Genomic DNA, 17,179 nt, shown 5'->3' on the forward strand with positions numbered 1-17,179 from the left:
ATACTCTTATTATACGAAATTTTTTTCATTATGAAAACCTTTTTAAAAAATATTTTTTCAATTCTTCTTTATGCTATACTAACTTTACATTAAACTCGAAAGGAACGAAAACAATGGCACAAAATTGTATTGGGAAAATACGATCCTATTATGCTAGGCTAAGTGAAAAAGAGAAAAAAATTGCAGATTACATCTTGCAAAATCCGGAACAAATTATTCATAGTACTATTAATGAATTGGCGGAAGATTTAAAGGTTGCAGATGCTACTGTTTTTCGTTTCTGTAAACGAATTGGATTCAAGGGATATCAAGCGATGAAAATTGCTTTAGCTTCAGAAATTATTGAACCAATTCAACAAATCCATGAAGAAATAAATGAGCAAGACACGGTAAAAACAGTGACAGAAAAGGTATTTCAATCAAATATACGTACATTAGAAAATACGCTGCAAATTTTAAACGAGCATTCTATTCAAAAGGCAGTTGATCTTCTTATCAATGCAAAACGAGTAGAATTTTACGGAACTGGCGGTTCTGCTATCATTGCAATGGATGCATTTCATAAGTTCGTACGTACAGGTATAAAAGCGTTCTCATTTATTGACTCTCATTTTCAGCTAATGTCTGCTTCCCAATTATCAGAAGATGATATAGCCGTCATTATCTCTCATTCAGGAACAAACAAAGACACTATAAATATATTAAAAACAGCAAAAACTAATGGAGCAAAAACAATTAGTATAACAGGCTATCCTAAATCACCTATTGCTCAAAATGCAGATGTGGCCCTCTTTACAAGCTCAGAGGAAACGGAATACCGTTCGGAAGCACTTTCTTCAAGAATCGCTCAATTAAGCTTAATAGATGCATTATATGTAAATATGATGATCTTAAACAAAGAAGTTGCCAATAAATCGCTAGAAAAAATAAGAAATGCCATTTCCGATACACGAATGTAACCGTTAGATCTTTCAAAATTATTCCCTTTTTGAATCTTCTCTAAAAAAGCAGCAGCACAGAACAATAAATACACTAGACCACTGCTGGAAAATGAGACAAGCGATTCCAAAAGATCACTGAAAAGAAAACTAGCTCCTTACTCGTAAATTCGTAGATTAATTTAAAACAAATCAGAGCTACATTACGACAGGAGCTAATTATTCTAAAGGATACCCCAAAATGTATAAATTTAAACGTATCAAAAGAAAAAATTACAATTTGTATTGCCGAAGAAGACAGGAAAATGCCTAAAGACTTCTGCCCGCACCCACGGAAAGCAAAGTGTATTCCGGCTGCGGAACCACTGAAAGATCCAAAGCCTCTTTTCAAGGTAGAAACCTATGCAAACAAAATTTGCACCATGGCGCATGAAAAGAAGCTGCTTTCTATTTTGTTTTATAGTATAAGTTTAAAGCAGAGAGCAGGTGGAATACACGAAGACTCCCGTGGGAATGCGAGAAAGACGAGACCCCGCAGCGCAGCGAGGAGGCTCGTCCCTCGCCCACAGGAAAGCGAAGTGTATTCCACCTGCGGAACCCATTAAGAGAGCCGAAACCTTTTTTCATATTCTCTAGCCTAACAATCTCCCCTAAATCTCTTCCCTCCATCTTACTAGCACACAACAAAAGCAAAATTACATTAAATAGGGATGCCAGCAATTGGCATCCCACTAACTTATACAAACAAACTGATTAATAAAGCGCCTCCAAAAGCGACAAACGATAATACCGTCTCAAGAACAGTCCACGTTTTAAACGTTTCCTCTACCGTCAATCCCAAATATTCTTTTACCATCCAGAAACCTGCATCATTTACATGCGAGAACATTAACGAACCAGCACCTGTTGCAATTACCAATAATTCCAGATTCACTCCAGACATATTCGCAATAATTGGCGAAACAATTCCTGCCGCAGTTGTTAAAGCTACTGTTGCCGAACCTGTAGCAATTCGAATTAATCCAGCTATTAAGAAAGCAAGCACTAATGGAGATAAAGATAAACTTTCAGACATATTACCAATCGTTGTTCCTACCCCACTGTCAATTAATACTTGTTTAAACGCTCCTCCAGCTCCAATGATTAATACAATGGATCCAACAGGTAAAATACAATCTTCTGTAAACTTTTTAATTTTATCTTTATCCATGCCTTGACGAAAACCAAGGAAATAATAAGCGGAAAAACAAGCAAGCAATAAGGAAATAAGCGGACTTCCAATAAAAGTTAATGCACTTTTAAATTGCTCAGGCAAAAAATTTAAATATGGTGCTGAAGTTCCAATGATCATTAAAATAACCGGTAATAAAATCGATAAGAACGAAATTCCTACACTAGGCAAATCAGATTCATCTTTTTGTTCAATACGAATTAATTCAGGTTCCCCTTTTGGAATAACACGTTTATTTACCCATTTAGCAAATAATGGCCCACCGATAATACCTGCTGGAAGCGCAATTATTAATGAATATAATAAGACTTTCCCTAAATTAGCACCATAAATGCCGATCGCCGCAATTGCGCCAGGATGTGGAGGCACAAGTCCATGAACAATCGATAACCCTGCAATACCAGGAAGAGCAATTAATAAGATATTTTTCTTTGTTGCTTTTTGAATTGAAATTACTAACGGTAATAAAATTAAAATTCCTACTTCAAAAAATACGGGTATGCCGATAATAAATCCTGACAAAAACATTGCCCAAGGCAGTTTTTTCTCTCCGAAAACCCTTACAAAAAAGTTCGCGATTTGTAAACCTGCACCTGATTCAGAAAGCATTTTCCCAAGGATTGTACCGAGTGCAAGAATCCCAACTAAATGACCTAAAACCCCGCCTACTCCCGTTTCATAAGCGCTTACAATTTTATCCCAAGATAAGCCAGATAAAATGGCTAAAAACATACTTGCTACTGTTAAACTTATAAATGCGTGCCACTTAAACAAGGAAACTCCTAATATAACAATAACAATTGAAAGCAACGTAATAATTAATAAATACGCATCCATGAAACTCCCACCTTTTATATTATGTTTTCCACAATCTTTTTTGTAAGCGTTTTATTTCTATAAACTTATTATACGGAAAAAATTTTCTTAAATCAATATAGTTTTAAGAAAAATATTTATTTCTTATTTTCTATTTTTTAACATAAACAAAAAAGCCAATCATAGAAAGTTTACCTCTCCATCATTAGCTTATGAAATACTAATATTATTATAACCTTTCTCTTACCAAATAGACTTTAATGGGTAGATATTCATTGACTTGACGGAAAGCTCCCCTTCATCTACATAAATCTCTATCCCATCGTTTTGCTCATCAGTATAAATCAAATTGGTAAATACTTTTTCCCCATCATTAATAAATACTTCTATGGAAGATTCATCTACAAAAATTCGACATTTCATTATTTTATTATCTGTTGGCAAACTAGCTTCATATTTTCTCCCAAACTGGAATTCTCCTTGGTTGCGGTCTTCTATTACATCAAGACCAGCCTTTGAACGATCTAGAAATACTTTCTGTTCCTTTTGATTGTAACCTACTACTGTTTCATTTTCTTTTCCTTTTCGAAGACGAATGCCAAATTCATTTAATTGATCCCACTCTAACTCTGCTTCTATTTCATACGTTCTTCCGGTAAAATCAATTTTTTTCGCTTCATTTTTTATTGTAAAGGCTTTAATATTTTTCTGGTTGCTGCGAAGTTTTTCTACTTCTTTGGCAGGCTGTTGTACTAAATGGATTTTTCCATCCTGATCTTTATGTAAACTTAATTCTCTTGGAATAGACATTGCCCCCATCCAAGGCTCTGTAGGAGATTGATAAGGATAACGCCAATTTGACATCCAGCCAAGCCAAATAGTTCTTCCATCTTTATCCGGTATATCGGAGAATGTTTGCGTAGCATAATAATCCTGTCCATAGTCGGTAAATAGTTCTGTTTGTGGATCATTTTGATTAATAAATTCCTTGCCATTAAACTCACCTATAAAATACTGTGCTGTCGAGCCGTTTGTAATGTCATTATCCCCAACACTTACATGAAGCACCCACTTTTCTTCCCCATTTATTTTTAATTTAAATAAATCTGGACACTCCCATACAGCAACTTGTGAGCCTTGATTATCTCCAAACTTACTTAAATAAGTCCAATCAATCAAATTGTCTGAATGGTAAAAGGTTACACTTTTATCAGTAGAAACAACCATTACCCATTTCTTGCTTTCCTCATGCCAGAAAACTTTCGGATCACGAAAGTCTTTTAGATTCGGGTTTTTTATAACCGGATTTCCTTCATATCTTTCCCATGTTCTCCCCTTATCTTTGCTGTAGGCAATACTTTGCGCCTGCCCGCCAGATGTATTCGTATAGATAGCTACAAGTCCAGCTTTTCCATCAAAAAATTTAGTGGAATCATTCCAATCAACCACAACACTTCCAGAAAGTGCTTGACCTAATATATCATGTTCCAACGCTACCTCCTGTTGCTTCCAGTGGAAAAGGTCTGTACTTATTGCATGTCCCCATGTTCCATTTTGTTGATGAAATAAATGATACTCTCCTTCAAAAAACACAAGCCCATTAGGATCGGCCAAATTCCCCACCTTTGATGAATAATGATATTGTGGTCGATATTGTTCAGAATAAAAGCCATCCTGTTTATCCACTACTTGCATACCACCTGACTCACATCCACTTAAAATAAAAAAAATTATCCCTATAATAACCATCCATAGCTTTTTGATTTTCATACCCCTCCTTGTTTATTGCCACTTCCTATTTGAAACAAATAAAACCATCAGTGAAATTATTCCTTCCTCATTCACTGATGGTTGGTTATTGACAAAATATCACTCGTTCCTCCCGATAATTCCGCGTTTCTCTCAATAATTCCGCGCTTCTCCCGATAATTCCGCGTTTCTCTCAATAATTCCGCGCTTCTCTCGATAATTCCGCGTTTCTCTCGATAATTCCGCGGTCCTCCCGATAATTCCGCGCTTCTCCCGATAATTCCGCGCTTCTCCCGATAATTCCGCGCTTCTCCCGATAATTCCGCGGTCCTCTCGTTAATTCCGCGCTTCTCCCGATAATCCCGCGGTCCTCCCGATAATCCCGCGCTCCTCTCGTTAATTCCGCGCTTCTCTCGATAATCCCGCGGTCCTCTCAATAATTCCGCGTTCCTCTCAATAATTCCGCGCTTCTCCCGATAATTCCGCGGTCCTCCCGATAATTCCGCGCTTCTCTCAATAATTCCGCGGTCCTCCCGATAATCCCGCGGTCCTCCCGGTAATTCCGCGCTCCTCCCGATAATTCCGCGTTTCTCTCAATAATTCCGCGGTCCTCCCGGTAATTCCGCGGTCCTCCCGATAATTCCGCGGTCCTCCCGATAATTCCGCGCTTCTCTCCATAATTCCGCGGTCCTCCCGGTAATTCCGCGCTTCTCTCAATAATCCCGCGGTCCTCTCGTTAATTCCGCGCTTCTCCCGATAATTCCGCGGTCCTCTCAATAATTCCGCGGTCCTCCCGATAATTCCGCGCTTCTCCCGATAATTCCGCGCTTCTCCCGATAATTCCGCGCTTCTCCCGATAATTCCGCGGTCCTCTCGTTAATTCCGCGCTTCTCCCGATAATCCCGCGTTCCTCCCGATAATCCCGCGCTCCTCTCGTTAATTCCGCGTTTCTCCCGATAATTCCGCGTTCCTCTCAATAATTCCGCGCTTCTCCCGATAATTCCGCGGTCCTCCGCGTTCCCCACCTATCCTAACGGTCAGCAACACGAAATTATCATTTACTTATCCCCAGATACTATCCAACTCTATACATTCTAAATAAGATACTTTTGCATCTCCATTTTCTGTGAATACAGTGACTTTTTCCACGCCATTTTTCGGATACACCAAGGTTGTAATGGCAGCTTCTCCATCATTTACAAATACCTCTACGGAAGAAAGATCAATATAAAGTTTCAGTTTCACTTTGTTATCTCTGCTTCTTACTGGTGCTTCTTGTACAGCCGAAAAGGAGTCGGAAAAATCACTTACTCCAGATTCTGTGCGATCAACAAATAGAAGATTTTTTAACGTATCATAATGGATAATCGTTTTTTCATCTTCATTATAATAAAGCTCTATTCCCCATTTACTGGCGTCTTTATTTTCAATTTCTACATTCAACTCTACTAAAGGATGCGACAATGGGACAGATAGCGCAGTAGAAGAAAGAAGGATATCTTCTTGAGAATAGCTTCGTTCTTTTTGTATACGTTTCATCTCTGCTACTGGGTTTTGGATAAGACGAACTCCCTCTTCTGTTGAAACAAGCGCTAATTCCCTTGGCAATGTCATAACGCCACGCCATTTTTCTGTCGGCAATTGATTAGCATACCGCCAATTATTCATCCAGCCAATATAAATTCTTCGCCCATCCGTGCTTGGTATATCTGACCAACTAACACCTGCATAATTATCTCTGCCATAATCAAGCCAAAGAATTGTTTCCGCTGAGTGCTCATTTGTAAATGTAGTGCCATCAAAGGTTCCGATAAAATACTGTGTTCTTGAGCCTTCTTTATAATTTACATTATCGCCAATGCTGACAATCATCACCCATTTTTCATTGCTTTGGTCCCCATCCACAGGTAATTTAAATAGATCAGGACATTCCCAAACAGCCAAATGAGATCCCTCTTCTTTTCCAAACTCACTAGCAAAATCCCAATCTTTTAAATTTGGAGATGTATATAAGGTTACGGTTTGATCTGTTGCTAGAATCATCACCCATTTCATTGTTTCCTCATGCCAAAATACTTTAGGATCACGAAAATCGGTTATATTCACATCAGCAAGTACAGGATTCCCTTCATACTTGCTCCATGTTCTTCCATCATCATGACTATAGGCAAGACTTTGTCTTTGCATCGGTCGATCCGATTCTGGATACATATCATGACTTGTATAGATGGCTACAAGTCCAGGTGCATCTGGGAAAAATCCTGTTGTATTATGCCAATCCACGACAGCACTTCCTGAAAAAATTGTTCCATGTTCATCTGGATAAAGAGCAATAGGCAGCTCCTCCCAATGAACTAAATCTTTACTTACTGCATGCCCCCAATGCATTGGCCCCCAAGTAGTGCCATCTGGATGAAACTGATAAAACAAATGATATTCTCCCTTAAAATAAACCATTCCATTTGGATCATTTAGCCAGCTCTCTTTTGGTGAATAATGAAAATGCGGTCGATATTGATCTGTATATTGTTTGATCATTTTTTAGGCTCCTTTAAGAGGTTGTTCAAAAAGTCCGTTAAAAATGACACCTCGAACTTCTTGGTCCTTTTTATCCTTCTTTTTGAACACGCACTTTAATAAAATTTTTTATTGGAAATGTATGAGAAAAAAGAGAGAGCTGTTGATGGCTGATACAGCTCTCCTCATTTAGAACTATTGGCGATCGTATCCATCTTGTTTAATTTTTAACCATTCTTGTAAACCAAGGCGATCTAGCTCTTTTAAGTAATCATTCCATTCTTCTTCTACTTTGCCATTTGTAATCCACTCCGCACGTTTTCTGTTTACAAAGGCAACTAAATCTGTCTCAATAGATGTAAGTTTATCTAATTCCTCTATTGAGAAGAATACTTTTGGATAATTATTATCTGCTTTCATATGTGGAACCATTACTTTTTTCATTAAATCTAATCTCCATGCAGCATCATCCGGTTTGGTTGCTACTTTTCCGTAGTATTCATCCAGAATAGCCAATGGACCATTTACACTTGTTTTTTGTCTTAACTCAACTGGTGCTGTTCCTTCTAATGCCAAGTGTTTTAACATTCCTGCTTCTTTATCAAACTCAAAAATATTCTGTTGTTTGTCGTCCCCATATGTTCCCCAGTTATCTTGAACGGATTGAAGTGGATCATATAATTGGTCTACCCATTTAGCAGTTAACTCTAAGTTTTTATTTTCAGAAGTAACAACCATTCTGCCTCGATCAAAACCAATTCCATTTGTTCTTGCCACGTTTATCTGACCATCTGGACCAGCTAATGGAGCTAATAAATCATATTTATCATTCATTCCCGTGATATTTGCTTTATCCCATGTGAAATACAAACCATAACGCTCATCTTTTCCTTTTGCTAGATACGTATTCCAGTCTTGGTCAAATGCTTCTACATCGATTAATCCTTCTTTGTTTAACTCATTAAAGAATTTAATTGCTTCTTTATAGCCTTCATCAGCTGCTGTATATTTTACTTTCCCATCATTTGTAACAACCGTATGATCCCAGTTGTCCCCTAGACCGAATGAACCGAATAGGAAGGATAAATCTTCTCCGCCACCGTTGATTCTAAAGGACATTGGAATTTCATCCGCTTTGCCGTTTCCATTTGGATCCTGCGTTTTAAAAGCTTTTAGCACTGTCTTTAACTCGTCTGTTGTTTTTGGCACTTCTAACCCTAATTTATCCAGCCATTCTTTGTTGATCCAAGGGAAGCAGTCAACCGCTTGAATCGCCTCTTTTCCTGTTCCCAACTCTTCAATCCACGGGAAGGAATAAATATGGCCATCTGGAGCAGTCATTAGTGATTTATACTCTGGTGCTTGTTCTAATACTTTTTTCAAATTGGGCATATAGTCTTCAATTAAATCTTCAATAGGTACAATCACGCCATCTTTTGCTAGTTTTAATAAGTCATAGTCGCTGTAACCAGCATCAAATATAGCATCTGGAAGATCTCCACTGGCAATCGCAATATTTCTTTTTTCCACAAACGACTCATTTGTATAGTTCTTCCAATCGATGTGTACACCAGTTTGCTCTTCTAATCTTTTAAAAACCAATTTCTCATTTGGATCTTTTGGTGCCAACGGCGAACTTTGCGTCATAAAATTTAAGGTTACTTCTTCTTTTAATGGAAATTTAACATTCGAAAGCTTATAATCAGTTGAAGCGCTTTCATTTTTATCAGAACATCCTGCTGTTATTAATACAGTTGCAAATGCAGTCAGCATTACTTTGCTCATTCTCTTCATAAAAGTGTTCCCCCATCTATTTTTTATTTTATAAAAAGCTTCTTTGAATTTCTTCCTATCCTAATTAGTTCAAAACTCAGAGAAGCCTACTAAACATTATTTTAAAGAACCTACCATAACACCTTTTTCAAAGTATTTTTGGAAGAATGGATACATGATGATTAACGGAAGACTGGAAATGACAATTGCTGCATATTTTATCATTTCAGAAAGCCTTTTCAATTCTGCCATTGCCAATTGATCACTTATCATTCCTGGATCAGCCTGATTTTGAATTAATATAGAGCGCAATACAAGCTGCAAAGGCTGTAGCTTCGGATCTTCTAAATAAATCATGGCATCAAAATAAGAATTCCATTGACCAACAAAAGCATATAGAGCTAATACGAAAATAATCGGTTTCGACAGCGGCAATATAATTTTAAAGAAAATAAGCAAGTCGTTTGCACCATCTACCTTTGCTGCTTCATTTAGTTCATAAGGCAGCCCTTTAAAATACGTCCTTGCTAAGATGATATTCCATACATTTACAGCTCCTGGAATAATAATCGCCCAGATTGTATTTAACATGCCTAGATCTTTGACAACTAAATAGGTTGGTATTAATCCACCACTAAAGAACATTGTGATGATAAATAATGTCATGAAAAATCCTTTACCGACAAAACCATCAATGGAAAGTGGATATGCTGCAAATATCGAGACAACGACTGTCACTACTGCGAACCCTACTGAGTAAAGAATCGCATTAAAGAAGCCTCTAATCATTGCATCATTTGTTAAAATAAGTTTGTACCCTTCTAAGCTCCAATCAGAAGGCTTTAAAGAAAGACCTTTATTCAGCAATACCGTTGGATCCATCAATGATGCAATGGCAACGTATACTAACGGAACGAGTACAACTAATACAGCCAAACATAGTAGAATACTATTTAAGGTAATAATAAATCGGTCAAAGCCTGTATGTTTGATATTCATAAAATTCACCCTCCTTAATACAATCCTTCTCCTTCATTCAGTCTTTTTACTACCGCATTTACGATAATCAGCAAGATGACGTTAATAACAGAGTTGAATAATCCTACAGCAGATGAAAAGGAATAATCGCCTGCTTGAAGCCCTATTTTATATACGTAGGTAGGAATAATTTCCGATGTTGGTATATTCATTGATGTTTGCATTAAATACGCTTTTTCAAAACCAATCGCCATAATGCTTCCTGCACCTAAAATAAATAGTACAGCCATTAACGGTTTAAGTGCTGGTAAATCGATATGAATAATTCGTTGAAAAATGCTGGCTCCATCAATTGTTGCTGCATTATGAAGTTCTGGATCCACATTTGCAAGTGCAGCCACATATATAATCGATGACCATCCTGCTGTTTGCCAAATACCTGAAAGGATATAAATCGAACGGAAATATTCAGGCTCTGACATAAACATGAGCGGCTTTCCTGTAAAATAACTGATTAAGCTGTTAATTGGTCCAGTCGGGGATAAGAAAATAAAGATCATCCCTACAATAACAACGACTGAGATAAAGTTTGGCGCATATAATACTAATTGGATATTTTTTTTGATAGAAGCCCTGCGAACCTGATTAATCATTAAGGCCAAAATAATCGGTATCGGAAAACTAAGGATAAGACCAAATAAACTTAGTTTAAGCGTACTCATAAAGATTGTTTCAAAGTTTGGGGAAGATAAGAACTTCACAAAATGCTTTAATCCGACCCATTCACTTCCTGTTATCCCTTTTATTGGGCTGAAATCTTTAAAGGCAATAATCGCTCCATACATCGGAACATATTTAAATACAATTGTTAAGATGACGGCTGGTGCAATTAACAGATACAGAAAATAATTATTTCGGATATACTTTAGATTTCTTTTTACTTTGTTGTTTGTTTTTGGTTTAATAGTCGTTTCTTCTTTTTGAACTTTTATCATTTGTTCCAACTGCTTCTCCCTCCTATCATCGTGATAAATATACATTTTTCCACAGTCAAATGATGAATTGGGACTGGATGCTTCCCAATGTTTCTACACATTTTATTTTTTGTAACCGATTACAATTATTTCTTAAAAAAAATGGACTTGCTTTGTTTTTCTGTGTAGCCTCATCTCTTTAGACTATTTATTGATGTAGTGCCTTTCTAATTAGCTAAGCTTCTTTCTGTTTTAAATATAACAAATTCCATTATCGGATGATTTTAATATATTTGGTTTCGTTTATCTAAAATTTTTGGGTTTAAAATGTGAGGAATTTTTCTTTTTATAAGGTTCTCAGTCCTTGGCTTTATATAAAAATTGGTGCTCCATCATTTATGTGGGAATCTATTGAAAACAGGTAGGAATGGACTCTCTATGAGTCCGCAGCCTGCATACACTTCGCTTTCCATGGGGCGGGCGCCGAGCCTCCTCGGAGCTAAAGCTCCTGCGGGGTCTCGCCTGTCCCGCAATTCCCATAGGAGTCTTCGTGATGCAGGCTGCTCCCTGCTTTAGCTATCCAAAACTTAGGGAAACTGCTTCTTTTCATGGATTATGTTGCAAATTTTGTTTGCTGGTGCACACAGTTCTTTTTTTCATAAAAAAAAGCCAAAACTTTGCTGTCATATTGTAAGTCATGAAAATGACTACTTACATGATGACAACTGATTTTGGCCTTTATTGATTGCTTCTGCAGTATTCTCACGTACTAGTTTGCCGTTTATTATTCTTCAAGCAGTCCTTTATTTATCCTCTCAACCGCTTGTTCGGCTGCCATTTTTACATTCTTATTGCTAATTCCCACTTCTTCAAATAGCTTTCTTATTTCATCACTGACAACTGGATATGCAGGGGTGATGGGACGATTTTTAGAAAAGGACTGTGCTTGTTCCACAAAAATATTTTTCGGATATGCCTTTAGTTCTGTCAACTCTTCTGTTACAGAGTATCTTGCCGGAATATCTCCTGTTTCCTTCACATATTTTTTCACCCCTTCATAACTGGAAATATATTGAACAAATTCCCATGCTTCCTTCGGGTGTGATGACATGGCAGAAATTCCTACTGCCCAGCCTCCATTAGGAACCACTTGATTCTTTGCTTTTGGCAATGGCGCTATCCCGAAGTCTTCTCCTAATTGAAATTCGGGATGATTTATCGCATAATCCGTTAATGTCCAAGATCCTAATACTGTCATCGCCAAATGACCAGTTACAAAGGGATCTTCTGGCAATTCAATGGATGCAACATGATATGTTTGATAAAGGTCTTGGTAAAATTGCAACGCTTCTAATGACTCCTCTGAATTTAAAAAACCAGAAGCAGTTGTTCCTTCTTTATTTAAAATATCTCCTCCAAATTGCCATAACAAAGGCATTTTAAAGTACGCGGGGCCTTCTCCGTCATTAAATCCTTGAGCGGGATCAATGCCATACACTTCTTTTGCTGGGTCTGTTAATTTCTTAGCAATTTCCAACACTTGAAGCCATGTTAAAGGTTTATATGGATTAGAGGAGGGAAAAGGAATGCCAGCTTCCTGAAAAAGTTTTTTATTATAAAATAATGCAATTCCAGACTCCACAATTGGCGCTAAATATATTTCATCCTTATATGTTACACCTTTAAGGGTTGAACTTGGTATATCCTTAATATTCCCATCTTTTTTCATAAATGAATCGATTGATAGCAATAACCCTGAATCTGCATATAATGCTAAATTAGGGCTGTCGATAGACATAATATCAGGTGAACTGCCTGCCACTATTTCTGTCCTCAATCTTGTTTCATAATCTCCAAAAGGAATGGACACTAGCTTAATCTTAATCATTGGATGTGTCGATTCAAATGCGGAAATAAGCTCTTTAAATGCTTTATTCTCTGCTTTTGTTCCGTAATTTCTCCAAAAGGTCAACTCCACTTTTTTTACATGCTCTTTTTCCTCTGTATGCAATTTATTGGTAAAGGAAGAAAAAAGGGTTACTAAATAGAAGCCAATTGAAATAATAAAGATAAGGAATAAGATTATTAAGATTAACTTTTTTCTCATCTTTTCTCCCCGTCCTTTTGTACTTTTTTGTCCCACTCTTAACAGCAGTTTCCAATGTTTTATACCGCTCTTTTACGAAAATCCGCTGGAGTTTGACCAAAATACTTTTTAAATACTGTGCTGAAATAACCTGAATTAGAAAAACCAACCAATTGAGCAACATCAATTATTTTCAGTTCCTTATCTTGTAAAAAATCAATTGCTTTTGTCATACGCAGCCGTAGAAGATAATCACTGAAATTCTGTCCAATATGAAGCTTAAACAGTTCTGATAAATAGGCACTATTAATATGAAATTGATCAGAAAGTGTGGTAAGTGTAATCTCCTCCGCATAATGATTCTCTATGTAAAGGCGAACTCGTTCCACAATGGTGACACCCACACTCGTTTTTGCTTTATGAACTTGATCCATAATCGTATTTCCTAACTGGATTAAATTTTCCATCACCGTCGTTTGCGAATTAAGCTCCCATATGCTTTGTTGACAATTCCACATCAATTGTTTGATTACTTTTGTATCTACCTCATACTTGGAGGCAAGTGAACTTAATAAATATAATACGCGGTTAGAAACAACAGAAAAAGACATAATTGAATGAGATTGGTTTTTGCCTAATACAGTGGAAATATAGTATTGAAAACCATCTCTTTTATTTCCCTCAATCGTATTAATCATCTTTTTCTCTAAATCTGGTGTAAAAGTAAACAGTTCTTTATAGACCGTTTCATCCAGTACCTGCGAAGACAATCCTATCTCACTTTGACTCCAGGAAAGTAAACTAGAACGATAACCGCTTTTCATTTTTTTATAACTTTGGACTACTTTGCCAACGCCAATTACAATTTCAAGATTCATATAACTATTCACATAATGAGTGATATCTCTTACTATATTCTTTTGGTTGTTTTCACTATCCCCCTCCACTAGATAGACAAAATGAATCATATTCTTATAATTTGGATCATAAAAGGAATAGGTTTGTTTTCGCTTTTTTGCAATCTCCCGACAAAGCATACGAAACGGATTCCACAAATCTTTAGCTAGATGCGGATTTTTATATGAATCTCTTATTTCAACGGAAATATATTGAAACAGCCCATTCTCTATCGGAAAATTTTCCAATTCTAACTGCTGAATCATTTCAAAAGGCAGAGGTTTTTCGGTCCAATCTTCTTTTACAAGTTGAAGTAAAAACTGTTCTTGCTCTTCTTCTTTTTGAAGAGTTGCTTTTTTAATGATTTTTTCCGCTTCTTTGCGCTGAGTTTGCTCTTGCTCTATTTCGATTCGTACTTTTTCCAAAGCATCTATTAATTCACTTGGTGCAATAGGTTTTAATAAATAATGTTTTACTCCCTCCCGCATAGTGGATTGAGCATATGCAAAATCATTATATCCAGATAAAACGATTACTTTCACGGATGGGTATGTTTGATGACATTGTTTTACAAATTCAATGCCATCCATTATCGGCATTCTAACATCTGTGACGACAATATCGACTATTTTTTCTTTTAGTAAATCTAGTGCTTCTACCCCATTAGAGGCTTCTCCAACTATTTCAAATCCAAGCTCCTCCCAGTTCACCTTCATGCGCAGCCCTCTGCGGATTTGAACTTCATCATCCATAATAATGACCTTTTTCATGATAGCACTCCCTTCGATAAATGAATGCATAAAAGAATAGCTGTCCCTTCATTATGTTCTGTTTGAATATCATAAGTAAATTTATCACCGTAATAAATTCTTAATCTTCCAAGAACATTTTTTAAGCCGATACTGTTTCCACTGCTGTTTAAAACATTATTTGTTTCATTATCTTGCTCGATATACATCATATCCTGATAAACATCGCTTGCCATGCCAATTCCATTATCCTGTATTAAAAGGAAAAGCGTATCATTTATCCGTTCCGATTTTATTAAAATCTCTGGTGGTCTGCTACCTTGAAAACTATATTTAACAGCATTCTCTACTAGTGGCTGAATAATAAATTTGATAATAGGAAGATCACTTGCCAAAGGATCTTCTTCGATTTTTATCTCAATGGTGTCTTCATATCTTAGTTTTAATATTTCGGTAAAGCTGCGAATATAACCGATTTCTTCCTTTAGTGACACAATATCATTGCTTGTATCAAGAGAGTATCTCATCATCCTCCCTAAGTATACGCTTACATTAACTACCTCATCGTTTTTTCCTTGTGCTGCTAGTCCTCCCATGATTTCAAGTGTATTATTCATAAAATGTGGATTTATTTGCAGTAATAATGCCTTATATTCTGCATTTTTCCTACGCAGATTTGCTTCATATTCTGTAGCAATTAAATGATTCAATCGATCTACAGTATGACCAAATATATTAATCGCGTAGCCCACTTCATGTTTATACGGTTTAATCGTTTTAATAAATCGTTTCGCTCCGAGAAAATCTCCATGTTCTATATATCCCATTGCTTTTCGAAGCATTTCTAATGGCTTAACAATGGTAGAAGATTGCAAATAGGACGCTAATATGGTGGCGATAAAAATAAGTGCACTAACAATAAATAAATTACGTTGTAACTGAATTATTTTAACAAACAGTTCTGATTTTGTGACTTCACTTATAAGAACCCAATCTCCTACACTTAATTTTTGATAAAAAACAAGATACTCTTCCCCCTTATAGGTAGTTTCTATCAATCCTTTTTCCCTAGTTTGGTTGGAAATTTTTTTTAAGCTGCTTGATAGAACCTTTGAGGGTGTCTTAATTTTTCCTGGAAGTACGTTGGTTCCACCTTTATCGACAACATAGACACGACCACGTTCACCAACTTTAATTTTCCTCAATGCATTTTCTAAAGTGTCAGTTGGAAAATTCACTTTAATAATTCCAACTGAATCTAATGTAGAAATATCAAATAAAGGAAGAAGGTAACTGATAATATTACTTTCTTTCATTTCTTGCGACAGTTGATAAGGATCCATATGTGCTTTTGCCCATCTTTGATCCTTATCCTTGAAATTCCGAAACCACTCTGTATTTTTTAGATTGCTGTTTTTCCCCCATGTACCCGTTCCATCGTTAAAAAAAACGGAAATAGATACGGAATTTGAATTATTGACCATCATGGTGGACAGCTGCATTTTCAATTGATTTTTTAATACTAGCCTTTCCGTGTTAGTTAGATCGTTATCTGCATTTATCCAGTCTCGGGTTGCTTGATTGACAAGTACTTGTTTCCCTAAATCCTCCACTTGTGATGTAATGGAATCAATGTATAAAGAATATTGATCCATCATTTCAATCGTGATATCTTTTGTCTGTTCTTCCATAATACTAGTAAATCTAGTAGGAATAATGATGGAGATAATGAGAAAGGGGATGGTTAATAATAAGGTGAAAATAAGAAATATACGATTTCGCAAAGAAAAAAACATGCAATCTCCCCTTTTCAGAAAACCCTTACATTTTATTATGTACAATTAATTTTATGCTAAAAGAAACTAACATTCTATTTTTCTTTTAAATTCTTCGTGTATTCTGACTGCTCCCTGCTCTCACTACAAGAATAAAACTTAAGAAAGCGCTTTTTCTTTCAATGTAACATAAAAGGATTGTGGTTGCCATCTATTATTATTATTTTTATCAATTGTTAGGTTGGAGGTTCTTTATTTTGATTGGCTGTGCTCTGCAAAGAGACTCGCTCTCGTAATTCCATTCGCTTTCTTGAGGAGACTCTTCAGACTCTTCTTTCCTGCAATTCCGAGGAAATCATCGTGTATTTAACCTGCTCTTTGCTTCAAACTTAGTCCATAAAACAAAATGGAAAGCTGCTTCTTTTCATGCGCCGTGGTGCAAATTTTGTTGCATAGATGTCTACCCTGAAAATAAGTGCTTTTACTTAGTCCGCAGCCGGAATACACTTCGCTTTCCATGGGGCGGGCGCCGAGCCTCCTCGCTGCGCTGCGGGGTCTCTTCTTTCCCCCAATTCCCATAGGAGTCTTCGTGTATTCCGGCTGCTCCCTGCTTTATCATAAACTAGAAAACTGCTTATCCTGTGCCGTGATGTAAATTTAACTCTATTAAATGAAAAAATTGCAATCCATAAGATC

General features: G+C 36.6%; 13 protein-coding genes. 1 reads left to right on the plus strand and 12 read right to left on the minus strand.

The genetic code is table 11. From position 1 onward, the window contains the following. Positions 1-113 precede the first annotated feature (113 nt). Entirely contained in the window at positions 114-959 is an 846-nt protein-coding gene (locus AC5LWL_RS18080; RefSeq protein ID WP_493435603.1) for a MurR/RpiR family transcriptional regulator, read from the plus strand. A gap of 715 nt (positions 960-1,674) precedes the next feature. Here AC5LWL_RS18080 and AC5LWL_RS18085 read toward each other — a convergent pair. From AC5LWL_RS18085 to AC5LWL_RS18140, 12 genes are all read right to left on the minus strand, one after another. Beyond that, positions 1,675-3,006, minus strand: a complete 1,332-nt coding sequence (locus AC5LWL_RS18085) for a GntT/GntP/DsdX family permease (RefSeq protein WP_493435604.1) — start codon at positions 3,004-3,006, stop codon at positions 1,675-1,677. 222 nt (positions 3,007-3,228) lie between these two features. Continuing rightward, positions 3,229-4,755: a glycoside hydrolase family 32 protein gene (locus tag AC5LWL_RS18090; RefSeq protein WP_493435605.1), complete on the minus strand. Its 1,527-nt coding sequence runs from the start codon at positions 4,753-4,755 to the stop codon at positions 3,229-3,231. 71 nt (positions 4,756-4,826) lie between these two features. Continuing rightward, complete coding sequence (locus AC5LWL_RS18095; RefSeq protein WP_493435606.1) at positions 4,827-5,171, minus strand: hypothetical protein; 345 nt, start codon at positions 5,169-5,171, stop codon at positions 4,827-4,829. A 76-nt stretch (positions 5,172-5,247) separates the two neighbouring features. Next, complete coding sequence (locus AC5LWL_RS18100) at positions 5,248-5,511, minus strand: hypothetical protein (protein WP_493435607.1); 264 nt, start codon at positions 5,509-5,511, stop codon at positions 5,248-5,250. Further along, complete coding sequence (locus AC5LWL_RS18105) at positions 5,508-5,759, minus strand: hypothetical protein (RefSeq protein ID WP_493435608.1); 252 nt, start codon at positions 5,757-5,759, stop codon at positions 5,508-5,510. The genes AC5LWL_RS18100 and AC5LWL_RS18105 overlap by 4 nt, the downstream gene beginning before the upstream one ends. Before the next feature lie 37 nt (positions 5,760-5,796). Continuing rightward, the gene (locus AC5LWL_RS18110; protein WP_493435609.1) at positions 5,797-7,272 is read right to left on the minus strand and encodes a glycoside hydrolase family 32 protein; all 1,476 of its coding nucleotides are present in this window, start codon (positions 7,270-7,272) and stop codon (positions 5,797-5,799) included. Positions 7,273-7,446: 174 nt separating this feature from the next. Beyond that, positions 7,447-9,045, minus strand: coding sequence for an ABC transporter substrate-binding protein (locus AC5LWL_RS18115; protein ID WP_493435610.1), 1,599 nt, complete (start codon positions 9,043-9,045; stop codon positions 7,447-7,449). A 96-nt stretch (positions 9,046-9,141) separates the two neighbouring features. Next, on the minus strand, positions 9,142-10,023 hold the full coding sequence (locus AC5LWL_RS18120; RefSeq protein WP_493435611.1) for a carbohydrate ABC transporter permease: 882 nt from the start codon (positions 10,021-10,023) through the stop codon (positions 9,142-9,144). 14 nt (positions 10,024-10,037) lie between these two features. Beyond that, entirely contained in the window at positions 10,038-10,997 is a 960-nt protein-coding gene (locus AC5LWL_RS18125; protein WP_493436655.1) for an ABC transporter permease, read from the minus strand. A 763-nt stretch (positions 10,998-11,760) separates the two neighbouring features. After that, on the minus strand, positions 11,761-13,083 hold the full coding sequence (locus tag AC5LWL_RS18130) for an ABC transporter substrate-binding protein (protein WP_493435612.1): 1,323 nt from the start codon (positions 13,081-13,083) through the stop codon (positions 11,761-11,763). Positions 13,084-13,142: 59 nt separating this feature from the next. Next, on the minus strand, positions 13,143-14,729 hold the full coding sequence (locus AC5LWL_RS18135; RefSeq protein WP_493435613.1) for a response regulator transcription factor: 1,587 nt from the start codon (positions 14,727-14,729) through the stop codon (positions 13,143-13,145). Then, entirely contained in the window at positions 14,726-16,504 is a 1,779-nt protein-coding gene (locus tag AC5LWL_RS18140; protein ID WP_493435614.1) for a sensor histidine kinase, read from the minus strand. The genes AC5LWL_RS18135 and AC5LWL_RS18140 overlap by 4 nt, the downstream gene beginning before the upstream one ends. Between the last annotated feature and the right edge of the window lie 675 nt (positions 16,505-17,179).

Source organism: Niallia sp. WK069_GA_01 (genome assembly GCF_983173855.1).